Genomic DNA, 22,470 nt, shown 5'->3' on the forward strand with positions numbered 1-22,470 from the left:
TTATCATCTTTTATTTGGACTCGTGATGGTAAGAATTCTTTTTGCTTCCTTACCGGTTGGGCAACTGTACAACAAATACTTAAAAAGGAAAGCGAATATCAACAGATCCATTTAAGATAATCCTAAATGGCTTATTTTCATTATGAAATATTTTTGGTTGGCTTTTGTGTTTTTTGCCAATAAAACTGCGGCCGCTCTTATAGCTGAGTGGGGCAGCTTGTCACATTTAAGGTGTCCCTGCGTCTTGTATAATAAATCTAAGATCATGCTCCATAAATTATCCCGTTTCGGCTGATGCTTAGTACCGTACACCCAAATCATATTTTTGGGTATACAATCCGCGCACAATGTTTATGTGATAATTTTGTCATGAATAATAGCCAGTATTTTATTATTCTTAAACAGCAATTGAAATGTTAAACCAACTGGAGAACCATAGTTCGCATATCGCATTTTACGACTTGGCTTCATTGGCAACTTTGTTTTCCGGGTTGACGCTGGCTCTGCTTTTAGGGTTCACAAAAAAGAACGGCCATACAACAAACTTATTTTTAAACTTCGCTTTGACTGTGTCTGTGTTGAAAACGGGGGGAATGGTTTCGTTTTTTTCGCCGGCCCTGGGGCCTTTGTTATATTTTTATGTGCGCCAACGTATCACCCCAGACAGGCATTTCAGTTGGAAGGATATGTTACATTTTTGGCTCTTGCCTGCGGGTGCCTGGATGCCGGCCTGGTTGATCCCGGGATCGGTGCTGATTTATTTATACATGTCCTATCAGCTAATACAGGCGTTCTATGGTCAGCTACAGCCTGTCCTGATGGACCGGCCACGCTTCGCTTTCAGAAGAGTGAAAAAAGCCTTGGTGTGGCTAGGCTTTTTCTGCATACTCTGGCTGTTTAACGACCTTTTCGCTTTTGCCATAGCATTTGTGCTGATGGGAATGGTTGTGCATGTGTTATTAAAACCGGAGGGTAGTACTCAATTGTCTGTACCCGTGGTCGACAGGTCAGATGCCAGGGAAAAAGGCAGGTGGTTAAAAGAGGTAGTGACGGTAAACCGGCTCTATGCCGATCCGGAATTAACATTAACATCACTCGCCGTTAGATTGGGAATACATCCCCATGATCTATCCAAGAGCATCAATCTTGGCCTGGAACAAAATTTTAACGATTTTATTAATGGATTCAGGGTACGAGAGATCGTCCGTAAAATGCGCGATCCGGCCAACGACCGCCTTACGCTGGTCGGTATCGCTTACGAATCAGGGTTCAACTCAGAAAGGACTTTTCACCGCGCTTTTAAAGAACTGACCGGCAAAACCCCTTTAGAATACAAAAATAGCTTGAAAAAAGAACTGCCAATTGATAAGTTGGCAACCCCTTCACCAATGCCCCCTGTAATATTGCCTTCAGAAAGCCCGATAGCATGGGCCAAAGAAAAATCAAACCGCAATTACATGTTCAGGAATTATTTTAAAACCGCATTCAGATACCTGTTGCAGAACAAGGTCTACTCATTCATCAATATCGCAGGTTTAAGTTTTGGACTTGCCTGTGCGATGCTGATCCTGCTGTATGTGCAGGATGAAGTCAGCTATGACCGTTTTCATGGAAATGTCAGCAGGATATACCGCATAGACAAGCAGACTAGCAAAGGCGACGGCAGTGTTTCAAATGGCAGCTATACGGGTTATTTCCCTGGTCCGCGTTTTGCTGCGAACATCCCCGAAATACAAAGTTTTGTACGTTTTCAACCGGCGCAAGCGGATATTAAAACAGGTACCGACATTCAGTCTCAAGCTATCCGCCTGGTCGATACAAATTTCTTTTCCGTATTCAATTTCCCGTTGCTTAGCGGCAATGCCCGAACTGCTTTAACGGAACCCAATTCTATAGTGATCAGCGAAGGAATGGCCAAAAGATATTTTGGTACTGCGGATGCGGTAGGAAAAACGATTGCCATAAGGCAGGACAGTATCTTTACACCTCATGTGGTAACCGGCGTTGCGCAGAACTGTCCGCAAAACTCCTCGATAAAATTCGAGGTTTTGCTGCCGCTCAATATTTCAGCCACAGATGAAAGCAATAATGGCAACTGGTTCAATTCTTTCCTCAGCACGTTCGTCGTGCTCTCGCCCGGTGCAGATATTAAAGCCGTTCAAAATAAAATGGACCGCGTATTTGAATCTGATGCAGGTAGGGCCATTAGCGAGATCAAAAACAAATATGGCGTAAAAAATATCGGCATAGCTTACCTGTTGGAGCCACTTGCTGACATCCATCTGGGCAGATTGGTGCCAGATGAGAATGAGATCCTGAGCGACAAAAGCAATCCCGAATTCTCTTATATCCTTTCAGCCATCGCCATTTTTGTATTGCTGATCGCCTGCATCAACTTTGTCAACCTTACCGTGGCGCGCTCTGTCAAACGAGCTAAAGAGATTGGCATAAGAAAGGTCATCGGTGGCACCAGTGGACAATTGCGTATCCAATTCTTAAGTGAGTCGCTGATCCTTTGTCTGATGGCTTTTATGCTGGCGTTGGCTATCGTGGTGACAATATTGCCAGTATTTAACCAATTGGCCAATAAGGCGCTTTCGCTTACCTACCTGCTGAATTTCAGGATGATCATCTCTTATATCACGCTTTTTCTGAGCACGGGTTTGCTGGCCGGATTTTACCCCTCTATGGTGTTGTCCGGCTATGACCCAGTAGCAACCTTATACAGCCGTTTTAACCTGGCAGGCAAAAATTATTTGCAGAAAATATTAGTCGTGTTTCAGTTTGCGCTGGCGTCTTTTTTAATTATCGGCGCGATTACCATTTATTTACAATTCAGCTACCTCACTACGCAAAACCTGGGCTATGATGATACGAACTTGATTACCGTAAACAAGTATCCGTTGAGCCGCAGTGAAGCCGCTTTTTTTAAAGAGGAATTGCTTAAAAACCCAACGATCACTGGTGTTGCAGCAAAGAATGGCGGCGATAATAATAATACGGTAAAAGTAAGTGGCGACCAGCAGGTAAACATTTCCGTGGAGACTATTGATGCTTCCTATTTGACACTATTGCACATACCGGTGATCGCAGGCCGGGATTTTTCTGTGGATTATTCCGGGGATGCGGCACAGTCGGCGTTGGTGAATGAAGCGTTCGTAAAAGAAGCCGGCTGGAAGCAGCCCATCGGCGAGCAGATCAAAACGTTCGATGGGAAAACCTATGTGGTTGCCGGCGTAGTAAAAAATTACCACTACCGGCCGTTAACCGAGAAGATCGGCCCGCAGTTTTTTACAATGGATGCGGCTGGCGGCTACGGTATGCTGTATATAAAGATCAAGCCCGGTACGGAAACGGCAAGCCTGCAAGGTATCGCCAGGACATTTAAGCGGCTCTTTCCCATGAGTCCCTTCATCTACGCTTTTAAACAGCAACAAAATGAACAAAGCTATGCGACCGAGGCCAGGTGGAAGCAGATCATCCTCTTCAGTGCCATACTGACTATTTTTATTTCCTGTACCGGCCTGTTTGGTTTATCCATTCTGGCCGTTGAAAAACGTCTCAAAGAGATCGGTGTGCGCAAGGTGCTCGGGGCGTCAGTCAGCCGGATCGTTTCCATGCTGTCGGTTGATTTTTTAAAACTGATCTTGATCTCACTGGCTGTATCTGTTCCAATCGCGTGGATCGCTGCCAGCCGGTGGCTGCAACACTATCCTTATCGTATAGCGCTCAGCTGGTGGTTATTTCTTTCCGGTGGCTTACTGGTGATCGGCGTCGCCATCATCACCATCAGCTTTCAATCGATCAAAGCAGCGATCACTAACCCGGTCAGAAGTCTAAGGAGCGAATGAGCGGACATTTAATTAACATATCTCTATGAAAAAGCTGATCGTATTATTTTTACTGACGCCGGCGCTTTGCCGTGCGCAACAGGTCTCTCAAACCGATTGGGAACACTTTTGGCAAATGCGGGACAGTGTTCGGGTGACCCGCAATACCGCCAGGCAACGGGAGTTGGTCAACCGCCTTTACATCGGCAGGGCGAGCGAGGGGCTGATCGCTTTTATGCGCAATAAAGACGGCCTGGACCTGCAATGGCTGGCCTTACTGAAGTCAGATCCAAGTTTTTGGGATAACCTGCACCTGAAAAAAACGCTGATCGATACTGCCGTGCGGCAGTTGGAAAGCCAGATAGCTCGCTTCCGGAAAATGTACCCTGATTTTAAACCCGCGCGGTCTTTCCTGATCGTTGGCATCAGGCAGCAGGGCGGAACCATTCGCGGTAATCTTTCCCTCATCGGGGTTGAGGTCGTTTTGAACAACCAGGCGGTGACCGGCGACGAACTGGTACGGATGGGCATCCATGAATATATGCACACGCAGCAAAAGCGGCCGGATTTCCAGCAGATCAACGTGCTGACCTCAGCTATCCGGGAAGGGGCATGCGACTTTGTAGCCAGCCTGGTGACGAACATCCCCGCCAAAACCCCCTATATGAACCATGGGACAGCGCATGAAAAAGAAGTATGGCAGTCCTTTCAAAAGGAAATGTACACCCGGAACAACGACAATTGGGTGAGCACCGGTAATAACCCGGTATTAGCGGCACCCGACCTTGGCTATTTCGTCGGTTACCGGATCTGCCAGGCCTACTATGACCAGGCGACCGATAAAAAAGCAGCGCTGAAAGCGATAATCGAGCTGGATTACGCCAACGTCGATGCCGTCAATGATTTTTTGAAACGGTCAGGTTACAATGGTGGGTAGTAAGCGGCTAATAATAGGTGATAATGCAGCAGCGAATAGCGATGAATTTGAATTTTCCAGGTATTGGATATTCTCTCGTCATTTTATAAAACACAGAAATTATGATTCCTGTAAGCAAGTTTTATAGATGGCGTTATCAATACCATGGCGTGTTTATAAATCATGTGTACCACATAATACAGTCACTCTTGCTGGCCGTCAAAGGCTTTGATAATGTTCAGTTATCCTTTAATCATACGAAAATGCATAGTTTGATAATCAGGGCAAATCAAATTATAAAAAGTTGACGAAAACCACTTGAAAGCGTCGTAACTGGTTATTGCTCAAACATAATTCTGCAATTAACTAAGTTATAAGTGATTTACGATTGAAAATACTAATGGTTAAATGAGATCACATGTTATGTTTTATCAATTCTGTGATAACTGAAATGCCCACTTTTGTCGCAGTATCTATCGCCCATTGCCCCCCGGCTTTTAGGAATTTAATAACACCATTCCCATCTTTCTTTACCGCCTCTTCTTCTGCCTTTGCGATATTTTGCACTGCGGCGAATTGATCCGATGTCTCAGCTTCGCCTTTCATCGCTGTCTTTAATTTTGCCAAGCCTTGTTGCAATTCATCGTAATTTATATCACCAGGAATATTATATTGAATTTGCTGAAATGTATTGTTGTCGGATTTAGCGTTATTTCCTATTGCTCCGACTTGAGAATGACTGACGTTGTAATTTTCTTCCATTTGAATTTTGATTGAATTATCTATATAATTAATTGTTTTTTGGAGTATTTGAGGTCTAAATTTAAGTGCTAAAATTTTATTTTTAAATGTTTCCAGTTCTCCTGGTTGAAAATTAAAAAACACTTTTTTTATACTCAATATAAAATCGTTGTCACTTTGATCATCGACATTTTTCTCATCACTTAAAATAGTGCTGATAGCCGTATTTAGATATGCCTGAAGATTGTCAGATTCAACTGAAAAAGGAGTAATAGCGATTTTATTTTGAGATATAGCCAAAAATACGTTTTTAAGACATTCATATTCAGTATGTAATCGTAAAATACTTATCCTCAAAGATCTATTTAAAGTAATCAACGTGCTTTGTGTGAAACGTTCATGAATCCAAAGCCGTATTGGTAGATTTTGAATTTTTAACGTAGTAGTATATAACTTACAAGCAGCCCATATTTTTTTACTTGACTCAATCAGTTTTGGTGTTGATGTAAACTTTTCATTATCATCTAGATAAATGTAGACTTGCGGAGTGCAATTGTATAAATTATCAATATCAGTTCGTAACAGCTTTAGTTTCTTCGTCGAATAAAAAAGGTGAAAATTCTTTAAATTAATGCTTAACCTTTTTAAAGGATCTGCTTTCCATTCATTAGAAGAAACCCTAACCTCAGATTTCAAAAGGAACAATTCGCTTATTAATTGGAGAATAGTTTCATACTTTATTTTTTTTCCATCATATCCTCTGGTCGCAAAAACAAATTCATATTTATTTGAGATAAACTTTTCTGATGAAAATTGGTGCTTCCCAATATTTTGAATTTTGAGGTTCAATGGCTCAAACAAAATTGGTTCATTTAACTTGATACCTCTTTTAATTTTACATATAAAGTTCTCACCGATCCAATTATTTAAGCCTTTCTTAGAACGCGCAATAATTTGTCCTGAACCTCTAACAAATTCTTTCTCGGGTGTGGGAGACGGCCATTGCGGCAATGTAAGAAGATGGCTATGGCTTCCATTAAAGGCCCTGACATCGGTGATAGAAAATTGGATAAATATTATCATATTAAAAAGCCCAAAGTGGCTAACATCTTTGGGCTCGATTTTATCATCCTTTAGCATTCTGTTCCCATCTTTTAAAAGTATGCCGTAGCTAAACTGATAAAATTAATGAATAACATAACGTAGAATGACCTCTCAAATGATCGGTAAGGTCCTATGCCTTAAACAAACTTACTAATTCTTTATAAGATTTTTTATTGTTATTTTTCGTCGATAATTTCAATTTAGTTAATTCACAAAAGTTGGAATAAAACCTTCGTAGTAATTTGCCGGCGGATTATAAGTATCGAATAAAGTATTCTGCCAAATTGGAATTCTTATAAGAAGTTCATCTCTAAAATCTACATTTACACTACTTAACTCTTCAAAAAGGGTTCTTATTAATACTAATCTCAATGCAGACCTTGCAAAGAATTTCAAATCGGGATCAGTTGCTAATGCGCTCAATGCCTGTAAATATTTATCCATTGAATCGCCCATAGCAGGTGTAGCTATCGAACTTGTATATTGCGTTTTAAAGGCAACGAGCTCTGGAAGACTCATCACTTCTTGAAAACCTTCAAAAGGTTTATAGTTTATTTTATTCCTTTCTTCCGACTCATCTATCGGCTCAGTTACGAATTGCTTGTATTGCACTACATTAAATTCAGGTTTTAAACAGGGATAGCGGTTGTAAATGTCATAATACTTTATCCATGGCAGTTTATGAGTAGCGTTCCTATTTTCTTGTGTAGTCAATATGTATCGGTGATTTCTGAAGTCGCTGGGATGTAATAAACACAATATGTCATCGGCTCCATTTAATTTAATTCTTGTTAATGCGCGACCTTGAAGAGATAATAAGGAGAAGATCGAAAAGTAGCTAGAGTAATAATTAGTAACACTCGCCCAAGTGCTATATCCTTTTTGAGCGAGCGCATAGTGTGAAGCAAAATTGTATAGTGCTTTTTGAAAATACTCTAATGATTGGTTTAATAATGAAAAGGTAATATCATTACCTTCGAGTGTATGGCCGTCACGAATTGCATTTCCATACCCCAAAGGAATAATTATAGGCTCAATTATGCTTGCTAACGGAACTTTATTACTGACGAAATTACCCGAAAATGCGGCTAATTGATCATTTAACGTCCAAGTTTTACTTTTAAGCGTATCAAAGTTTGTTGTGATTGGTCCGGTTTCAACCATTTTATTTAGGAAATACTATTTGATTGATTTTTCTGAATAACTCATTAACTCCACCTTCCCCAACATATGAGTTGCCTTCTGCTTTAGCTGTTTTAGCGGAAAATCTATATACACTTAGTTTATCAGTGTATGGTTTAAAATCTTTTGATTGTATTTTTAAACCGTCATTGTCAACGACGGTTACATTATTTGATTTCAAATCAGCTATTATTAGTTCTAATAAATTAAGGATCGCTGACACACCTATATATTTACATAAAAAGAAATCTTTGTTATCCCATTCGACACTATACTCGTTGCTAAAAGCATCGAAATATTCAAATAAGAGTTTCTCTTGTGTAATGGTTTCTAAGAAATCCTGCGAATCAGAAATATTGAAAATATGCCCTTTTTTAAATAATTTTTTTAGAGCCGTCATGAATGACGATTGGCTAATTATTTTTCCTGACTCTCCAACCATGGAAATTCTACCAGCCCATGGTGATTTTTCATCTGTGTTTAAGATTTCTACGATCTCTTGCGATCTCCATGTTTCAAATTCAACCCAATTTTTATCTCGCAGCATTGGGATCAAATCGTAAACTAAAGATGGATTTATTTTTCTTTGCTCCCCGTTTATAGTTTTGAAAATGAGAGCCTTTTTGTCATCTTCTAATTCAAAAAATGCTGAAACGACTATTTGAGTATCAAAGTCGCCAGAGAATTCCTCTTTAAATGACCAAAGCCTGTGTTGACCGTCAATGACAAAAGCTTCAGCGGCCGGCTTGTTAGCAATATGCAATTTACCGTTCTCAAAATAGCTGTCATTACTCAGGCTAATTATAATAGTATTCGGCAAAATTGGCTCACCAGAAATTTTCCCTTGCAAATAGCGCCCGATAGTGATCAGACGATCTCTTCTCAGGCCCCGTTGAATACCTGTTCTATTACTTTTCGTACGCTCGCTGGTATAGGAAACAGAAAGTAATTTTTTGGCGGAAATAGTAAACACATAAAATTCAAATTCACCCTGTTTTATCGGTAAAGCTGTTACAGCCTCCAAATATTCAATGTTATCTTTTGCCATAATTATTTAACTCTTAAATGTGAGCTTAAACATTTTATTTAGCGCATACTCTACAGTTTCCCTAAAGACCTTAAGTTCATCATCAGATATGGTTACAGTTGCCCTTTTGTGTACTAATTCAGATCTTAGTTTGTAATAATATTCTATTTTTTTCCAAACTTTGGGTGTGAGTTTGACGGTTCTCCTTACTTCAGCATGAACCTGCGATCTATCTTTCATTATTCCCAACAATCGCGTTTCAGATATTGTATTGGGAGATTCATTTACAAGATAATCTTTAAAGGCGATTTCTAACGTGCTGTCTAAGATTAATAAACTAATTCTATTATTTTGCTCTAATTTTAATTTGGGCAGTTCATCCACAGCGATAATCGCTTCATAATGACCTTTCACCCACGGCTTTTCTTTGGCCAGCTCCTTGTTTTGAGCTTTAATTACATCAACAAATTTGTGTTGAACAACCCTAGGTATCGGAGGAAGATGTATACGTGTTGAACTCGTTATTACGCCTACAGATTCCTCTTTTATCTCACCAGTTTTATATTGAAATATATTTTGCTCCCAACCGCCGCCGGTACTCCATTTTTTTGAAAGTTGAGAATAATGAAATAAAACTTGATCAATATGATCGAGAACCGCAATGTAAGTTGGGTGTTTAATATTTATGTCAGACTTGCTACTGTTCCATGGCATTAAAGAGGCGGGGCCAGATATTTTAATAATAGCTCTAGCAAGGGAAACAGAGGGGTGAGGCTGACCAATTCTAATTTGACGATAACCAATTTCACTTCCCTTATATGCTCGGGCGATCAATCTGCCATTGCAATAAAAATATGCACCATATTCACCCCCAGACGGATCACCGGAACGAGTCAGCCCTCCAATTATATTTACTCCAACTACACCTTTTGTACCGAAGTCAATGTTTCCTGAAAAGCTGGTAGGTTCATATCCAGGTGGAAATGACCAACTTTCGAATGTAACTGCAGCAACCGCTTCTCCGTTCAAAACAATTTCAAAGTCTTCATTTATTATAAACTCTGAATAAGTTGCGCCAAGGTGATTGAAAGCGTCAGGGTGGTTAGCCTCAACCAGTTGGCTCCGCAGTTTTACTAGTTCAATTAATGTAGAATTTTCAGCAATGTTGTCAACTTGAAAAACTTCGACATCCCAACTGGAATCACTAATCCATGAATCATTTATTTCAACAAACAGTGTTTTTTCTTTTTTGAAGCGAGTATAAATTTTTACTTCTTCAGCCAATGCTACAACAGCACGTTTACTACCCACACCAAAAAAACCTATACTAGATTCATCACCAGCATTTTTACTATGCCCTGGACTAACCATCAATTGAATTTCATCTTCCCTTAATCCTCCACTATTATCGCTTATCTGTATTATCTGTCTTGTATAATCAAGGTCGATATTAACTGTTAACTTGGCTTTTTTTCCTAAAAGCTTCCAGTTGTCAAGTGCATTATCAATTAACTCACATAATGCTATGTCCAAATGATAATCAGCAATAATAGAATGATAGATTCTTTTTGAGGGCGACGCCTCTACATCCTTAATTTTTTGCTTCATTCATTTTGGATTTATTTTAATTTTCAAAATATCTAAGCCCTTTTTCTACTTCGTTAATAATAAAGTCAGTACCGGAAATTGAATTTTTACCTTCAATTTCAGACGAAATCATTACCAAACCATCGTCGATGTGCATTTTAATATATTTGGAAACGTCTTTGTTAGTCTTGTGAATCAAATAATGTACGCAAATGAAAGATATATAATACTCTGACAATTCACCAAACAAGACTTTCATACTATATTCCTTGCCTCCAGAATCTAAGATGTCGCTTATATTGAATTTCTTGCCAGATGTCAAAGAATAGGACAGTGCCATGCGAGCGACAATGTTCTCTGAACCTAAATTCAGCTTATTTGTGAGTTTGGTTACAATTTCTTTATTTGCCTTTGCTGTTTTAATATTACTAAACATACTGATTTTGTTTTAAATAATAATCGAACAGATTTTCAGGATCAACTTCTGTAAACGATGACTGGTATTTGTCTACTTGATTGATTAAAAACGCTTTTCCAACTTTTGGCAGTAACATCCTATATTCAACTTCCGTTAATTCCTTTCCAATTAGAGGAAATAAAATTACCTGCGCTGCTATGTTAGGATAAAATTGATTAATAATATTTTGTGAATGTTTTCTATCAAATTTTTGTAATGGACTATCAATAAAAACAGGAAATCTTATATTCGATTCTTCGATTAAGGCTTTTAGCAAAGCGGTCGCATATAACTGTTGTTCGCCTTTTGATAGTAACTCTTTATCGATTTTATGGTTAAGTTGATCAAATAGTTCAATCTCAATTATTTCACCATCTATAATTACTTTTACCTCTTTCACAAATCCATTTTTGTGCATAAGGCGATTCAATTCTATTAATATATTTTGTTCTAGGGATTCCTTTTTTTTGTGTTTGAATTTTAAAATGAAAACGTTTAATTTATCAATTAGTCTTGCTGAAATTAAATCTTTCTGTTGATCGGCATCTTCTACCTTAACTTTTTTGCTCAATTCCGAAACTTGTCTTAAAATGGTTTGATTATCAGTGCCTGTACTATTAATTTGATAAGTTAGCTGAGCTATTTCATTTTCCAAATTAACTATTTCATTATCAACCTTCGTTTTAGCCTTCCTTATAGCGGCTACCACCGAATCCTTTTCCTTTGATTCTGCATCCGCCAATTTTTTCTGAATAGCATTATAAATGCTTTGAACACGTTTGAGATCTGCAACCGTTGATTTAAAATTTTTGCTATATGATGATCTCAGCAATTCATAAGTTGCGAAAAAATTATTTTGAAATTCTGGTTGAGGATCTAGTAAAACCTTATGACTTGACAAATCTGCTGGCAATAAAGTTGTTCTTATAAGTTCAATAAGAATTGTCTGTTGTTGGGGAGATAAATTAACTTCTCGTTGAGATTGTATTGAATGAACAATCAAATCGGCCTTGCTTTTCAAAATAGAATTAGCAATTGAACTGTTGCTAATTTCATTTTCCAATTGCGTTTTAACATCATGCATCATCCCAGCCGCCATTGCTAATGGAGCCAATTCTATCATCTCATTGAAACGGGATTTAACTGCCACAAGTTCAATATTTGTGCTTATTTGCGACTCTTTGAGTCCCTTTAATTCCGAGAGTGTCATGCCACTACCTTCTCGGATTAATTGTTCTTGATATCTATCGGAGGCATTCAACTTACTTTGAAGAATCTCGCTCTTTTCCGTGATCTGTTGCCTGAAGACCTGTATTAGTTTTTCATTTTGAACGAGCTGATCAGTTAGCTTATTTAATTTCGTTCTGTCACTTTTGTCAGCCGCTCTATTTCGCATTCGCAAACGAACGTTTTCCAGGTGATTTTTTAAATCGGTATATTTTTTAATTCCCAATACTTCAGAATAAGCCTGGCTTAGAAACAATTTTTCATCTGTTGTCTTAATTTCTGATAATGAAACAATTTTTTCAGCGTCGAAAAAGAAAAATTTAGCGATTTCCTTGGGTAAAATAAAGTCGTTTATGAAAATCTCAGGTCCAACGTTTTTAGTTAACTCGTTGATCTTCCCATCAATAAGAATTTCTACATCTTCTTTGTGACTTTTGACATTATAAGTTCTCTTAATTTGTACAAACTCAGATTGAACGGACGGAATCATTACTCCCGATAACCTGATAGTAACACTAAATGAATTTGTAATATCTATTGCGCTTGAAGTATTTTCTTTACCAAGATGGAAACTATCCTCTCCTAAAGCAATTGGCAAATTATCATGCTGTAATTCAGATTCTTTTAATGCCACTCTATTCATTAATTTATGGCAATATTTCTTGTAACCGCCCGCCTCATAAATCTCCTGTTTATATCGTTGGTCAACATCGGACATAATTTTGCCGTAAAGAGCCCATACCAATGAAGTAAGAAATGAAGTTTTACCAAATCCGTTATTGCCAGCTACCACAGAAATATTAGCTGTAGAATCTTTAGATAGCTGCAACTGATTAAACCCATAGTACACCCTGAAATTACTAATCTCGATTTTGTCGATATACATTAGTTTATAATTTTTTAGAGTAAGACTCAATATGGTTCTCTATGTCACTTTGCAAACCATAGTTATTGACTAATATATATTTTGACTTCTGAATTTCCAATAACTCGTTGATCAGTTCAAAATCTTCTTCAGTTTGGCAAGCTTCCTTTAATATTTGCTTTTCGAAAATGTTCTGATCGTTGAAGTCGGAGTTTTCGTACCCAGTTCCATATACATCATTGAAAATAGACGCGACGCTATATTGAAATATTGAATCACGATGCCAAGTTACTTGAATTGCCACTAATTCCTGAAAATTGATTAGTACCAGATCCTTTTCGGTTTTCTGTACTTCTTTTTGTGCTTGGAGTAGAATCTTCAACATATAAGCTCTTCGTTCAGGCACGTATGGACCCCAGTCTTTTTCGTCCTGCTCCTGTTCGCTTCCATTTCTTCTCCACTTTTGTCGCCATTCCCTGTTATTACGATTGTCTTGAAGCATGTCTCGAAATTCCGCCAAAGGCTCAAGCCAATCTTCGCCATTATCGATTAACGCATCCATCGATTTGTCCTTTTTTACGACTGTACAAACCCAGCACCCGAATCTGCTATTACCGCAGCTGGGAGTTGTTGTATCAATAACTAACGGGCAGTCTCCTCCGTTGGCATTTCTATAAAGTGTAATTAAATCCCGATGAGTACCACCCCAAGGTGGATTTACCTGTAATAAATATTGCCACAAGTCGTCTGTAAGAATATCAGAAATTGGTGCAAAAACAAATGCGTTAGGAAGCATGTGCTTCCTTAAACGTTGACTTTCTATGTGAATTTTACTTTTTTCGATACTGCGTGCCCTCGTTGCACTTTCATCACTTCTGGTTCCCAATAGAATAATGGCCTCTCCAACTTCACTAATTTTAGCTTTAATAAATTCTGTTGTAGGGTTTATTTTAAGTCGATCCGTACACCAACGAAATGTATTATTAGGCGCTGGATACCCCTTGCCCAGTAAGTTGACCCAAAAAGTATCTTCAAGTCTCGGAGTAGTTTGGTGGACAGTAATCGGCATAGCTTGTTTGACCGCTTCTGCTTGGATGTCCTGCAACGTTTTGTGGATAAATGATGAAATTTTAGGGTTTTCAACCAATGTATCGTTGCAAACTACATAAATTCTACGCGTCCGTAACTCTTTAGGTAGCGCCCTAATTGCAAGCCAAACTAGTTGCAAAAGCATAGTAGAATCCTTCCCTCCACTAAAACCAATTATCCAAGGACGGGGATTGTCATCGTGTAGGTATTGGTCTTCTATTTCGGATAGTATAAATTTGATATCTTCGGTCATCAATTTGACGTTTAGGAGGAATTTAAAGATTAACCCTTACAAATATCATAAATTCAAACCTTAAGCAACTATCTTTCCTTTTCTATTTATCAATAATGAAATAATTATGAACATTTATTTAAATAAATTGATAAATCCTAAAATTAAATACTGCCTAAATGAAATCACCATTTGAAACATGGCTCTCGGAAAAGAAATTCAGTAATAACGTTTTTCAAATGTTTACTGAGTCTATTGCTTGCTATAAAAATGGCGCTTACAGAGCTTCCTTGCACTTTAGCTATTTATCTTTTCTAACTAGCATTAAAGAACTGATTAATCGTACTGTAAAACCAAATAACATCAATCAGGAAAAATGGGATGCTGTAATTAACAAAATTCAAATTAACGAAGCTTGGGAAAAAGCCGTTTTTTCAGAGTTAACTAATAAACACAGTGGCATATTCAATATTTCTGATGATATACGAGATCAAATTAAATATTGGAGAGATCGAAGAAATGACTGTGCACACTATAGAGACAATGAAATAGAAGCTCATCATACAGAATCCTTTTGGAGTTTCCTAAAAAGTAATTTGCCCAAGATTACAATTGAGGGGGGCAAAGAAAATTTGTTGAACAAATTTTCGGATCATTTTAATCCGACTTATAAACCTGTTAATGCGGATTTCAGTCATCTTGTTGAAGAAATAGATGATACTGTTGAACAAAACGATTTAACAGATTTTTGGCAACAATTAATAAACAGAACAGACATCTATGGATTTCTTTTTCATCACGACAATATTGCGTTGAAAATAGTTAACCGTGTATTTGAACTTTGTTGCACGAATACAAAAGAGAACCTTGCTGATTTTTTAATAAAGAGGCAGAATGATCTAACTGTAATTACGTACTATCCTAACTCTATTAAAAATTTCAACTATAGTCCGAAACAAATTCGAGAAATATGGCGCCTCCGAATTTGGAATGACAAATACAATGCATTTAGTAATTATGCTACGCTTTTAGACCATGAGTTAATACCTCAAGATGAAATAAATGAAGCCAACCAATTTGTGATTGATCACTGTACCGGGTATCGCCCCCAGGACGAAAGAACTCATAAAATTTTAAAATCAAATGGATTCGGCGACGCATTATTCCAAAGAGCAATAGTAAAAGATAGGCTTCAGGACTGGTATAAATTTGTCCAACCGAGAGCTGATTTATTGACCTACTATGTTGAAAAGTATCCACTAGAACAGGAAACTGTAGAGGTTTTGTGCGATATGTACACAAGGACAAAATATGATCATTGGTTGGGTGACCGTGTAAGAAAGTTATTCATAGATAATCCTGAGAAAAAAGCTGAATTTCATTTAATTGCAAATAATAACCACTACAAAATTCCTGAAGAAGTTGATTAATTCCGGCCGATGCTTAAACAGCAATAACAGATAACTATTTATTATCAATGCGCGAATTTCTTGAATCGGGAGCTATTTCGAATAATGCGAAGTAAATCTAGTTTGTTTATACAAATTAAATATACCCGGTGCCATTTCTGGCGGTTTTGACCTTATCATATCCTATAAATTGCTGCAAAAGTTAGGGCGCCCATCATCATTATAGCTGCAGGCTCTGTCATAATCATTTACTTTTACTGGCGTATGTGCGATACGGATCTTGACACCTCCGCGAATGAGATGATCATTGATGGGCAGATGTATATTACAAGAAAAATCAGGTAATTTTCGGTACTTGAAGCTGGCTTAGGAAGGCAAATTTGCCAATTCCGATGAATAAAAGTTTCAAAGCACAAGAAAAAAACAAAGCCGATGACCCGGAGATTCCGGTGGATTAAGTATGGGCACGGATGTTCACTGCATTAATTTACCAACCGCTTTTTAAAATCTTTAGGGGTGGTCCCGACCTCTTTTTTGAATAACCGGGCAAAGTACGACATATTTTCAAAACCGAGGGAATAGGCGATCTCGGAAACATGGTCGCCGGATTCCCGCAAGCGGTTCTTGGCGACCGAGATCAGCGCGATATGGATCAGTTCCTGTGCGGTTTTGCCGGTCTCCAGTTTCAGCGCATTGCTGAGGTAACGGGGCGACATATTTAGCTCAGCCGCAAGTGTGGACACGGACGGTAGCCCCTCTTTCATTAACTTATCCTGGCTGACGAGATCGTCCAGCAGCCTTTGGAAAGTCGTGACCGTCTTACCGCTGAGCTCCCGGCGGTTGATGAACTGCCGTTTATAAAAACGCTCGGCGTATTTCAACAAGGAATCGATATTGACCAGGATGATATTCCGGCTGAACTCGTCCTGGTTATTATCATATTCGGTGTCGATGGATTCAAAGAGGCGCATGATGATCTTTTCTTCTTTAGGCGCGAGGTGTAGGGCTTCGTCCGCTTCATAGTCAAAAAAGGTATATCGACCGATCTCGCGTTGCAACGCGCTGCCCAATAAGAAATCTTCATGAAACAGCAGGATATAGCCGCCCTCTTCCAATTCCAAGTCATGGATCTCGATAACCTGACGCGGTTTCCAGAACACCATCGAACCTTTTTCGTGGTCGAAACGCGTGCGACCATAAAGCCAATGCCCAGCTTTGATGTGTTTTAGCCCTATCATATAGCAATCGCACGTGAATTCCTGGAAATTCAGCACCAGGCCGGGTGTGATCCTGATCAGGCTCAGCATCGGGTGCTCCGGTTCAGGCAGGCCGTTGTCACGGTGCATCTCGCTTAAGGAACGGTAGTGATTCATCAGGTCTAATTTACAAAAGATCAGGCACTAAATTGCCTTAAATGGTAATCGATATGTATCAGCGCCAGTTTACCCCATTGTTTGCGGGTCAGCCTGCCGAACAGCGGATGCGGCCCCCAGGGCTTCGGTCGGTGTGGTCCAGGCCTTATCCAGGATCCCCAGCAATAGCTTTTGCTCCTGCTCGAAATCATATGTCGCGTCATGTGGTATCACAAAGTTAAGCGGCATGCGCAATCCCCGCGGCTGCTCCGGGAAGAAATCGACCAGCAGCCATTTGAATACCGTACGGCTCAATCCGTAACTCTCGTCCCAAAGATCGAAATAACCCAGCGCACCACCCAGCGACAGGTTGAGATGGTGCAGCATCTGCGCTGCAACCATCGTGCCCCAGACCCGTTTGGAACCGGGCGTCAGGCTTTGCACCCGCCGCCGGAATTCCGCCTGTTTTTCCGGTTCGTAAAACAATAGCCCGTCTACCTGTGGCCTGATCAGGGCTTTGGGGAAATATTTAAGAATGGCGATAAAGGAATACCAGAGTTCCTTATTGATGAGCCTGCGTTTCATGACCTTAGATCTCTGTAGGCGTGAATTTGCTGGCCCAGGCCTCAATTTCCTGGCTGGTTTTATCGCGGTTAGTCCGGTAGGTTTGCAGGGAATCCAGTCCGACCGGTAAATGAAGCGGCGGGTTTTCGGTATTCGCCAGTTCCAATATCACTTGCGCCAGTTTCGCCGGATCGCCGGGTTGGTTGCCGTGGAGCGCTTCCGGAACAGCCTTCATTTGGCCGACCACGGTAGGCTGGTAGTCTGCGATCGACTGCTTGGTCAGGGAATAGCTTTGCGAATTCAGGAACTGTGTGCGGAACAGGCCCGGCGCAAGGGCAGTGACTTTGATGTTAAACGGTGCAAGCTCCAGGGCCAAACCTTCGGATAAGCCTTCAACCGCATATTTGGTTGAACCATATAAAGCCCAGCCAGCTAAGGCACCGTAACCGAAGAGCGACGAAATGTTGATGATCTGTCCGGCCTTTCTTTCCCGCATTCCGGGCAATACGGCGCGTACCAAGTTCAGTACGCCGAACACGTTGGTATCATACTGCCGCCTTACTTCTTCAGCTGAAGCTTCTTCAATGGCACCGACAATGCCGAAACCGGCATTATTGACCAGGACGTCGATCTGTGCGAACTTCGCCAGGCCTTCACTGACCCCTTGTTGTACTTCAATCTCGTTGGTAACATCCAGGTTGACGACCAGCAGGTCTGCCGGGTTCCCCAAAGCTGCCTGCAAGCCGGCGGCATCATTGCGCACCGTAGCGATCACTTTATCGCCCGCTGCGAGGACGGTTTTAACGATTTCGAGGCCGAAGCCTTTGCCGGCACCTGTGACCAGCCAAATTTTCTTTTTCATGATTATTTATTTTAAATGAATTACTTGTTTCGATACACCAAAGGTAGGCCCGTGCCCGCCCGTACTGCTAACCCGTATTGTACGAATACTAACACAGATTTACATTAGCTGAATACTGATTTATTCTTTCTGAAGAAGGCTGCCAATGTTTCCGGCTGCTGACCGGTGATCGTTTCGATCAGGCGATTCGTCCCTGCGAAAATGCCGTTCACACAATCTTCGGCCACGTGGGTCACGTGCTGGATGAAATGTTCACTGGCCGGTCTTTTGGCATTACGTTCAAAGAATTCGGAGATGGTTACGGGTTGGTACCGGATCGTTCGGCCGAGTTCGCCGGATATGACGGTAGCCATTTCTGCCACGCTGTATTCCTGCGGGCCGTAAAGCTTAAGGATTTGCCCGGCATAGGCGTTGATATTCGTCGCTGCTTTGGCGACCACGCGTCCCAAGTCGGCGGAATCCACCGGTGCCCAGCGTCCGTCCCCGAAAGGCATGGCGAGCTCGTTATTGTCCCTGATCAGGTCGCGGATATACAGGAACCAATCGTCGAAAAAGGTGGGCCTTAAGTGTACGGTGGGGATGCCGGTAGCGCTGAGCAATTGTTCGCCTACCCAATGATCCTGGGCAGCGTTGCTTTTGGCTTCCCGCCTGGCTGATATCTGCGACATATTAACGATCCCTTTCAGGCCGTTCTCTTTAGCTGCGATAGCGAAATAAGCGGTGGCCTGCAATACGCCGGGCACCAGCACAGGGTAACACAGGTAGGCGGTGTCGATACCCTGCATGGCGGCCGAGATGTCATCCAAGTTTAACAGGTCACCAGCGACCACCTCAACACCTTTGGCGGCCAGTTGTGCCGAACGTTCATCCAACCGGTGGACGAGCGCCCGCACGGGATAGCCCATTTTTAACAGCTCATCGATAGCGGCCCCGCCGCTTTTGCCGGTCGCGCCGGTGATGAGTACTTTGATCTGATCTTTCATTTGTTTTGAATTGAATACTCAAAGGTAGTCCGGGTTTAACCCGGGCTGCTAACCCGGAACGGCCAATTACTGACACTAATTGACGTAGTAAGGCGAGATCATCAGATAGACGATCACACCTGTGAGACTGACGTAAAGCCAGATGGGCATCGTCCAGCGGGCCGCTTTCCGGTGGCGGCCGATTTCGTTCTTGAGGGCCAGCGCCATCGTGTACATAGCCAGCGGCACAATGATGATGGCCAGCAGGATATGTGTAGAGAGAATTAAATAGTATAAATAACGCAGGTAGCCGGTACCTGCATACCGGACCGATGGCGTGGTGAAATGATAGGCCAGGTAGCTGACCAGAAACAGGCTGGTTGCAGCAAACGCGACCCCGATGAAACGCCGGTGCCAGTCGCGGCGATGACGTCGGATGGCAAGCAGCGCGGCCAGTAAAGCCACAAAGGTCAGGCCGTTAAGGACGGCGTTGACCTTTGGCAGCAAATTAACGTTGATGCCGGCAGGCAGGGCAGTTTTGGGTAAGAAAACGGAGAGGGCAATCAACCCATTGATCGCCAGGGCGAGTGCCCCTATGTATCGTTGTTCTTTTTTCATCAGTCGGCGAATGGGGCGCTACCTAAAAAATCTTCCGGTTTCGGGATATTCAACGTATTTGAACGGTGATGCTCAATACAACTGCAGAAATGAAAGCGGTGCGGGTAAGGCTGTTTGCTGTCCAGTTCCCTGGTAAAGAGCTCCAAAAAACCCTGTTTAAATCCCAGTCGCGGATAATGGCGAAGTACATCTGCAACATCTTTAGGATCGAGGGCCAGCTCGGGCGGTAATGCCGTGAGATCGTACAGGATACCCTGTTGCATCAAACGCGTCGGTTCATCTTTAAACAGGTTCAAGTCTCCTACGTGCAGGGCGATGTTATGCCACACTTGCCAAGCCCGGTCGTCGGTAATACCGTTGTCCAACAGGAAGCGTCTTGCCGCGTGCGCACCTTCTATTTCGAACCGCTGGGGCCCTTTCCCGGCTTCGGTAAAACCCAGGTCATGCAAAACTACGGATACAAACATGAGCTCATGATCAACTTTAACACCCCTCTTCCGGGCGAACAGCTCTCCGAAAAAATAGCAGCGCATCACGTGGTTGAAGAGTACGTCGCTTGAATACTCACGTGCATATTGCTCCGCTTGGCGTGCGATGGTTGAGTCAGGCGCTTTGATACCTGCGATCATGATGCCGACCTTTCGCTGGCAGGTACACGTACCACTTCGGTCAGCTCACCCGAATTGATCTCATAAAAGAAACCATAGAGATTGAGGTGTTTGGGTACAAGCGGGCTATGATCGAGCAGATCTACGTCATGTTTGATGGTCTTCTCATAATCTTCAATAGCCATGTCCTCGTGGTCCCACAGTCCGGAAATATCCGTATGGTGATGCGTGTGGAATTTTTCGATCAGCAGTTCCGGTGTATAAGAGGTCATGCCACAGAAAGAGTGGTGAACAATGACCACATTCTGATAATGGAACAGATAGTCCATCGTGGCGATGGATTGCAACGATTGTAACGCGCGGCCACCTCCGTTCGATAAAGCGAATAAAGTCCTTGTATGACCGATTCGCACACCATTCTCATCCGTGATGTTCTCGCCCGGGTAAACTTCATCACCCAAATAATCGGCTACGGCTTTTGGGATCTCTGCTGCTCTGGGATCAAAACAATAGATCACAAGTGTTTTCATCGGGATGGCTTTATCAAAACCATCAAAAGTGTTTTGGTCGAACCCGGACAAGTTCCTGAATTCGAATTGGCTGAAATTTGTCATGTCTTTAAATTTTATGGATCAAATGTATACAGGTCTGTCTACTTTAACAATAAAAAGTATACAAATCTGTCTACTTTGACAATTGCCTGATATTTCAAGCAGTTAAAAGCCTTAATTTTGGATATGGCAGACATAATGAGCCCGTTCCGTGACCTGCGTTCAGAAAAGATCGACACTTTGAAACCTCGCGAACGTATTTTGAAGACCGCGATCAGGCTATTTAATGAGCATGACGTGCATACGATAGGTATTGACCGCATCATCGCGGAAAGTTTGGTGTCTAAAAGGACTTTCTACAGCTACTTCCCTTCAAAATCTGATCTCATCGGTGCTTACCTTGACTTTTGGGATGCGTTCCGTTTCAATATCCTGGAAAAACGAGTAGCGGCTGCGGGCGACGATCCTAAAGCCCAGTTGCTGGCGGCCTTTGATGCGGTGAATGACTGGATCGCCGACCGGGATTTTAATGGTTGTGTGTTTACGAGGGGCTTGAGTGATTTCAGCACGGAGGAGGAGAAACAGCTTCGGGCGAAGGTGGATCAGCACCTTAAAAAAGCAGCGATATTTATACAGCAACGTTTAGATCAATTGGCCGAACCGGCACAAGCGAAAATGCTGCTGCCGCAGCTACTAAGTCTCATCCTGGGGGCAATGGTCGTTGCACAGGCGACGGGTAATAAAGATGCAGCGCTGTTAAATAAATCTTTGGTTATCCAAATACTAAAGCGCTGATCAGCCCATTGTTAATGTTGCCGCTCTTTTATAAAAGATTGCAGACATGATAAGCATTCATTTGATGTTATTAATGAGTTGTAAATACATTAGTCGGGCAGATTAACGCAGATTTACGTTAATGGTCATGGCGTTCAGATATCCAAGTATTTACACGAGTTGCAGAATGCAGATGTCATTATCACGTTTTCTGGTAAGCTTGTTTTTAATAAATTATTCTTAATTTCGGGTAACAATTAGAGTTATTTGCCCATTGCGTGATTCGTTGCGTTTGAAAAAATGACAATGTTAACATATTGATAATGAGGTGGTTATGTAGAAATGTTCAGAACCCTCCCTCTCCGCAGGAAAAAGTCGAGTAGTACTCCAAGCTACTCAACTTTTTTGATTATAAATCCACTTAGGATAAGGCAAACCATCCAGATAAGTTTAGATCCTTAATACTCACTTGGATTAATTGCTAGCACCACCATTAACTTATCGCTCAGTTTT

At 41.3% G+C, this 22,470-nt stretch carries 19 protein-coding genes; 4 read left to right on the forward strand and 15 right to left on the reverse strand.

The features are described from left to right. The first annotated feature begins 413 nt into the window (after positions 1-413). Entirely contained in the window at positions 414-3,851 is a 3,438-nt protein-coding gene (locus tag FHW89_RS13545) for an ABC transporter permease (protein WP_172335586.1), read from the forward strand. Between the two features lie 25 nt (positions 3,852-3,876). Next, entirely contained in the window at positions 3,877-4,767 is an 891-nt protein-coding gene (locus FHW89_RS13550) for a hypothetical protein (protein WP_172335587.1), read from the forward strand. Positions 4,768-5,160: 393 nt separating this feature from the next. Here FHW89_RS13550 and FHW89_RS13555 read toward each other — a convergent pair whose 3' ends face one another. The 7 genes from FHW89_RS13555 to dndC all read right to left on the reverse strand — a co-directional run bounded on the left by FHW89_RS13555 (position 5,161) and on the right by dndC (position 14,278). Further along, positions 5,161-6,627, reverse strand: coding sequence for a hypothetical protein (locus FHW89_RS13555; protein WP_172335588.1), 1,467 nt, complete (start codon positions 6,625-6,627; stop codon positions 5,161-5,163). Positions 6,628-6,795: 168 nt separating this feature from the next. Further along, the gene (locus FHW89_RS13560; RefSeq protein WP_172335589.1) at positions 6,796-7,755 is read right to left on the reverse strand and encodes a hypothetical protein; all 960 of its coding nucleotides are present in this window, start codon (positions 7,753-7,755) and stop codon (positions 6,796-6,798) included. A gap of 1 nt (position 7,756) precedes the next feature. Then, positions 7,757-8,821 carry a DGQHR domain-containing protein gene (locus FHW89_RS13565; protein WP_172335590.1) on the reverse strand — a complete coding sequence of 355 codons (1,065 nt, stop codon included), beginning with the start codon at positions 8,819-8,821 and terminating at the stop codon, positions 7,757-7,759. 6 nt (positions 8,822-8,827) lie between these two features. Further along, positions 8,828-10,408, reverse strand: coding sequence for an ATP-binding protein (locus FHW89_RS13570; RefSeq protein ID WP_172335591.1), 1,581 nt, complete (start codon positions 10,406-10,408; stop codon positions 8,828-8,830). A gap of 16 nt (positions 10,409-10,424) precedes the next feature. Continuing rightward, positions 10,425-10,823, reverse strand: a complete 399-nt coding sequence (locus FHW89_RS13575) for a DndE family protein (protein WP_172335592.1) — start codon at positions 10,821-10,823, stop codon at positions 10,425-10,427. Next, entirely contained in the window at positions 10,816-12,957 is a 2,142-nt protein-coding gene (locus FHW89_RS13580) for an AAA family ATPase (RefSeq protein ID WP_172335593.1), read from the reverse strand. The genes FHW89_RS13575 and FHW89_RS13580 overlap by 8 nt, the downstream gene beginning before the upstream one ends. Positions 12,958-12,961: 4 nt before the next feature. Beyond that, positions 12,962-14,278 (reverse strand): DNA phosphorothioation system sulfurtransferase DndC, encoded by a 1,317-nt coding sequence (gene dndC / locus FHW89_RS13585; protein WP_172335594.1) that lies wholly within the window; start codon positions 14,276-14,278, stop codon positions 12,962-12,964. A 158-nt stretch (positions 14,279-14,436) separates the two neighbouring features. Here dndC and FHW89_RS13590 point away from each other — a divergent pair, with 158 nt between their 5' ends. Then, on the forward strand, positions 14,437-15,687 hold the full coding sequence (locus tag FHW89_RS13590; RefSeq protein ID WP_172335595.1) for a hypothetical protein: 1,251 nt from the start codon (positions 14,437-14,439) through the stop codon (positions 15,685-15,687). A gap of 461 nt (positions 15,688-16,148) precedes the next feature. On the opposite strand, the gene FHW89_RS13595 is transcribed toward FHW89_RS13590, so the two are convergent. The 8 genes from FHW89_RS13595 to FHW89_RS13625 all read right to left on the reverse strand — a co-directional run bounded on the left by FHW89_RS13595 (position 16,149) and on the right by FHW89_RS13625 (position 21,246). Further along, complete coding sequence (locus FHW89_RS13595) at positions 16,149-17,039, reverse strand: AraC family transcriptional regulator (protein WP_172335596.1); 891 nt, start codon at positions 17,037-17,039, stop codon at positions 16,149-16,151. Between the two features lie 20 nt (positions 17,040-17,059). Then, entirely contained in the window at positions 17,060-17,143 is an 84-nt protein-coding gene (locus tag FHW89_RS29145; RefSeq protein ID WP_371742456.1) for a hypothetical protein, read from the reverse strand. Continuing rightward, on the reverse strand, positions 17,109-17,603 hold the full coding sequence (locus FHW89_RS29150; RefSeq protein ID WP_371742457.1) for a hypothetical protein: 495 nt from the start codon (positions 17,601-17,603) through the stop codon (positions 17,109-17,111). The genes FHW89_RS29145 and FHW89_RS29150 overlap by 35 nt, the downstream gene beginning before the upstream one ends. Before the next feature lie 4 nt (positions 17,604-17,607). Continuing rightward, positions 17,608-18,444, reverse strand: coding sequence for an SDR family NAD(P)-dependent oxidoreductase (locus FHW89_RS13605; protein WP_172335598.1), 837 nt, complete (start codon positions 18,442-18,444; stop codon positions 17,608-17,610). 104 nt (positions 18,445-18,548) lie between these two features. Next, complete coding sequence (locus tag FHW89_RS13610) at positions 18,549-19,427, reverse strand: NmrA family NAD(P)-binding protein (RefSeq protein ID WP_172335599.1); 879 nt, start codon at positions 19,425-19,427, stop codon at positions 18,549-18,551. Between the two features lie 75 nt (positions 19,428-19,502). Further along, the gene (locus FHW89_RS13615) at positions 19,503-20,024 is read right to left on the reverse strand and encodes a DUF420 domain-containing protein (RefSeq protein ID WP_172335600.1); all 522 of its coding nucleotides are present in this window, start codon (positions 20,022-20,024) and stop codon (positions 19,503-19,505) included. Beyond that, positions 20,024-20,491: a hypothetical protein gene (locus FHW89_RS13620; RefSeq protein WP_216650568.1), complete on the reverse strand. Its 468-nt coding sequence runs from the start codon at positions 20,489-20,491 to the stop codon at positions 20,024-20,026. The genes FHW89_RS13615 and FHW89_RS13620 overlap by 1 nt, the downstream gene beginning before the upstream one ends. Before the next feature lie 158 nt (positions 20,492-20,649). Continuing rightward, positions 20,650-21,246: a carbonic anhydrase gene (locus FHW89_RS13625; protein ID WP_172335602.1), complete on the reverse strand. Its 597-nt coding sequence runs from the start codon at positions 21,244-21,246 to the stop codon at positions 20,650-20,652. A gap of 123 nt (positions 21,247-21,369) precedes the next feature. Here FHW89_RS13625 and FHW89_RS13630 point away from each other — a divergent pair, with 123 nt between their 5' ends. Continuing rightward, complete coding sequence (locus FHW89_RS13630) at positions 21,370-21,978, forward strand: TetR/AcrR family transcriptional regulator (RefSeq protein ID WP_172335787.1); 609 nt, start codon at positions 21,370-21,372, stop codon at positions 21,976-21,978. Positions 21,979-22,470: the final 492 nt, after the last annotated feature.

This window comes from Mucilaginibacter sp. SG564 (assembly GCF_013149275.1).
GTDB lineage: Bacteria > Bacteroidota > Bacteroidia > Sphingobacteriales > Sphingobacteriaceae > Mucilaginibacter.